This window comes from Candidatus Atribacteria bacterium (genome assembly GCA_011056645.1).
GTDB lineage: Bacteria > Atribacterota > Phoenicimicrobiia > Phoenicimicrobiales > Phoenicimicrobiaceae > Sediminicultor > Sediminicultor quartus.
On sequence record DSEL01000136.1, the window covers coordinates 1 to 4,602 of the forward strand.

3 protein-coding genes are annotated in these 4,602 nt (G+C 35.5%); all 3 read left to right on the plus strand.

All coding sequences use genetic code 11. The features are described from left to right. Window positions 1–99: 99 nt before the first annotated feature. The 3 genes from ENO17_05430 (at window position 100) to ENO17_05440 (ending at window position 4,516) form a co-directional block, all read left to right on the plus strand. Window positions 100–1,251 carry a DUF3084 domain-containing protein gene (locus ENO17_05430; protein ID HER24467.1) on the plus strand — a complete coding sequence of 384 codons (1,152 nt, stop codon included), beginning with the start codon at window positions 100–102 and terminating at the stop codon, window positions 1,249–1,251. A gap of 494 nt (window positions 1,252–1,745) precedes the next feature. Beyond that, on the plus strand, window positions 1,746–3,377 hold the full coding sequence (locus ENO17_05435; GenBank protein ID HER24468.1) for a hypothetical protein: 1,632 nt from the start codon (window positions 1,746–1,748) through the stop codon (window positions 3,375–3,377). A 206-nt stretch (window positions 3,378–3,583) separates the two neighbouring features. Then, window positions 3,584–4,516, plus strand: a complete 933-nt coding sequence (locus ENO17_05440) for a hypothetical protein (protein ID HER24469.1) — start codon at window positions 3,584–3,586, stop codon at window positions 4,514–4,516. Window positions 4,517–4,602: the final 86 nt, after the last annotated feature.

Sequence of the window (4,602 nt, forward strand, 5' to 3'; positions counted from 1 at the left end):
ATATTATATTATATTGTATCTTGAATTTAATACTAACGACTATTTACTATTTACTATTTACTAACGACTATATGGACGACTGAAGGGAGTCCAGAAAATATGTACAGTTTAATTTTAGTATTAACCCTTATCATTATCAGTGGATTAATTGCCTTTGTTGGCGATTGGGTAGGCCTTAAAATAGGCAAAAAAAGAGTAACCATCTTTAAATTACGTCCCCACTATACGGCAATATTTATTACTGTAGTCAGTGGTATTTTAATCGCTATTATTACCATTACCATTCTTACAATTTCTTCCAATGACGTAAGAACTGCCTTATTTGGGATGGAAGAGTTAAAAGGAAAGCTTTTCAATTTATCGCGAGAAGTAGAATTAAGAAATGAACAATTATCCTCAACCAAAGAAGACCTAAAGGAAAAAACTACTCAACTACAAGAAATGGAAGAAAAATACCAGAAATTAACCGAAGATATAAAAAATAAAACCAGCCAACTGGAAGAGTTGTCGAAAATAAAAGAGGATCTAATCGTAGAGAAAAGTAAGCTGGATAAGGAAGTGGAAGAGTTAAATGCTACCATAAAAGCTCTTTACTCCGGAATTACCTGGGTTAGAGAAGGAGAAGTAATCTTTGGTTCGGACGAACAGATTGCATTAACTCTTATTCAAGGTCAAAGATCGATTGAGGGAATTAGAAAAGACTTAATTGAATTTTTAAACGATGCATCTGATAAAGTACTTGCTATGGGAGCCAAAAAAGACGAGAGAAGCAATCAGGTATTTATTATTTCCCAGGAAGAATTTGAAGATATGATCCAGAAGATTCATAATAGCGATCAAGAGATGATAATAAGACTTTTATCTTCGATAAACGTGATCAAAGGGGAACCGATAGTGGCACATTTTAACATCTTAGAGAACAAATTACTTTTTAAATTAGATGAAGAAATTATTTCCGAGGAAATTGAAAATTCAAAAAGTTATAGTGAGGTAGAAAAGAAGCTTTTATCTATTCTTAGACAAGTGAATATTATTGCCGTGAAAGAGGGAATAATTCCTGACCCTAAAACGAGTTTTATAGGAACTATATCTGCGATTAATTTATATGATGCAGTTAGAACTATAGTAGAATCGGATACAAAAATGAAAGTCACGGTAATCTCAATTTATGATACCTGGAGAACAGGACCCCTAAGAGTGAGAATGGAAACTGAACCCATTTCTTCTCCGAAAACCTTACCCTCTGGCTGATATTAACCACGAACTGAAAACTCTAAACCGAAAACCAGTTTTGTATTTTAATCGGTGAATTGGTGAATTGAACAACCCTATAGATATAATTTTATTTGACATTACAATAGATTAACGCTTATAATAAAAAAAGCAAAAGTATAATACTACAAATAGCTATCTGTATAATCAGCACTTTAAAAATATGAGCCGTGGAAAATATTGAGAATTTTTTAAATTTTTTTCAAAAAAAAGAAGGATTTTTAAAAAGTGGTGTAGTATAAGTACTTAACAAGAAATAATGATCTACAGGTTTATCATCTAAGATTGGTTAAAGTAGGGGGAAAGGAGGTGAAAAAAAACTTGGACCTGCTTTAATTAAAATAAGGATGATATAAAAACCAGTTAGTAGTTCAAAAAGAGAAAAGATTAATGAGGGAACTATGGATACTCAATTAATTAATTCCCTTGGAGAAAATATTAACTGGAAATATAAAAAAACCAAGGAGAAAAAAATGAAAAAATTAGTATTAGTATTAGTATTAGTATTAGCTTTTGCACTTCCAGTACTTGCTAATCCTTTTGTAGATGTTCCTTTAAACCACTGGGCATATGATTCAGTGCAAAGCTTAGCAGCAAAGGGTGTTATTGTGGGTTATCCTGATGGTACTTTCGGTGGTGGAAGGACGATGACTCGTTACGAATTTGCCGAAGCAGTAGCTAAAGCATTGGCCTATGTTGAAGGTATGGATTTTGCCTCCGCTGAAGACGTAGCTATATTAGAGAAATTAGCTATTGAATTTGCTGATGAATTAGCTAATTTAGGAGTAACCGTAGCTGATTTAGAGGCAGCTGTTGGCGCTAACTCTGAAGCAATTGCTGCTTTAGAAGGAACCGTTGCCAAACTAGATTCTTTCTTTGAACCAGTTGTCATTACTGGTGACTTTACAGCTACTTACACTAAACAAGTAGTTCCAATGGCTGTAGCTACTTTAAGCGATGAAACGAACATAAATTTTGAAGCTACTATTAATGATAACACTACCGCTGGAATTACTGCAAACGTTGTTGATGCACTTTCCGGTGCACCTGTAGTAACCTGGGAGAGTTTCTTTGTTGATTATCAAGGTGAAGATTTAAAATTAAGAGTAGGTGAAATTTTTGCGGATGATCCAGGACCTATTGGCTTAGGGTTAATTTATGAATATGATACTTATCAAGAAGAGTTCAACGGTTTCTGGGCTAATTGGAAGTGGGACACCGAAAATGACCTTGGTCAATGGACCCTCTTTGGAGATGTAGAAGATTTCTATATTGCCAATGTTGCCTTTGCTGTTGGTGATGAAGATGAAGTTGCAGTTGGTGTTACCGCTACTTATGATCCATTAGCTGCCGGAATGGGTGGAAGTGTGGATGTAGCATTCGCATTGGGTGATGATGATGAAACAGAAGTAGCTGCTGAAGCCGGAGTGTTCTATGGCGCTGCATTAGCTTATGCCGGTGCATTAACTGTTGACACTGCGTTAGATGATCTTGATTTATCCATTGATGCTCATTACGTAACTGCTGGATTCGTTCCAACCAATAGTGACTTTACTGCCGACAGATTTGGCGGTGGCGTATCAGCTACCTATCCATTATCTGATGAACTTGATGGAACATTAAGCTGGACTTACGATATGGATACAGCTATGGCTGTTCAAACCCACGAAGTAGAAGTTGATTTAGTCTATACAGTTGATGCAGACACAGAAGAAGCTGCGGAATTAGACCTTACTTACGATATATTAACCGGTGGTTTAGATGTGTATGCTGAATATATGAATTATCCAGTGGATGACGAAGGTGATTATATCTTAAGCGGTGCAGGCGAATACAATTACCCAGCAGGGACCTATGTTGCAGTTGCTACAGTAGAATATGCATTGGCTGATGATATGGATCTTACTGTTGAAGGCCGTGTAGATAGTGATGGTGCTGCCTTCTGGAGTGCGGAAGTACAATTAGCTTATGCTTTGGCTGCAAATACTGACTTAACTGTTGGATTTGAAATGAATGATTGGGATGATGATATCAATGATTATGATGATATGATCATTTCTGGTACTGCCGGTACTTTAACTGCAGAACTTGAAGTAACCTTCTAATTGTAAGAACTCTTAGTGAGATTCTACGATAGCCCCCGGAATTTTTCCGGGGGCTATTTTTTTTGGGAAAATATTTGCGGAAATTAGAGAATCATATTATAATAAAACAGTATATAGTGTATGGTATCTAGTATATAGCCAGAAAAAAGAAATCGGCTATCATAAAATTATTGGTAGATAGTATTTTAAAGGTAGGTGTTCTTAAAATGATATTTAAAAAATCATTTTCTTTTCTCCTAATAGTTACTTTTATCTTTACTTCGGTTTTGGCGCAATTTTCCTGGGCTGCAGAAGCATCCCAAGCGACCTTATCGGAAGATCTATTGCAAGTAGAAATGGCTATCTATGGAACAACCTGGGAAAAATCTCTGATTGAGCGGGTAGAATATTTAGAAAAAGAATTAGTAGGCAGGACCCTCCCGGGAACAATTACCGGTAGGGTCAAACAATTAAAAGAATTTATAATATTAGGAACCCCCGAAGAATCTTCCGTAATTTTTAAAATTAATGCCTCACAGTTGATGTTAGAAGAGAAAATTACTTCCGAACCTTTAATTGTAAGAATAGAAAATTTGGAAAATGCCTTATTCGGTAAAACATCGGATGATGTGTTAGCCATGCGAGCAGAAAACATTTTTGGTGTTTGCTTTAAAGAAGGTACACCGCAAGCGGAAGAGGTACTAATACCTGCAGGAACACTGGTATCTATTCGTTTCTTGAGTACATTAAGTTCTAAAGAGAATAAAACAGGTGAAACCTTTGATTTTCAAATAAGTGAAAATGTATTTGTAGATAATAAATTGGTTATCCCCGCTAATTCAAAAGGATTAGGCGAAATAACTAAAGCTAAGAAAGCCACTATTTTATCGCGGCCAGGGAAACTCGAGATAGAGTTTAAACCAATTTCAACTTTAGATGGGACTTCTGTTAATTTAATATTGGGAGAAAGAGCGGAAGAAGAAAATAAAAGAATATATGTGGCAGTAGGGGCAGGTATTTTAGGAGTTATCATCCTGAGTAATCCTATAGGATTAGTGGCAGGTGCCTTGGTTCCGGGTAAAAATGTAAAAATAGATGAAGGAACGGAAATGTTCCTTCAGGTCAAAGATGATGTTACAGTAATGTCCTTGGTACAGTAATTAGTAGTTAATTTTCCTTACTAACGACTTGTACTATAACAATATCTAATAGATTAATAAAATATGTTACCATGATACTGGATGAG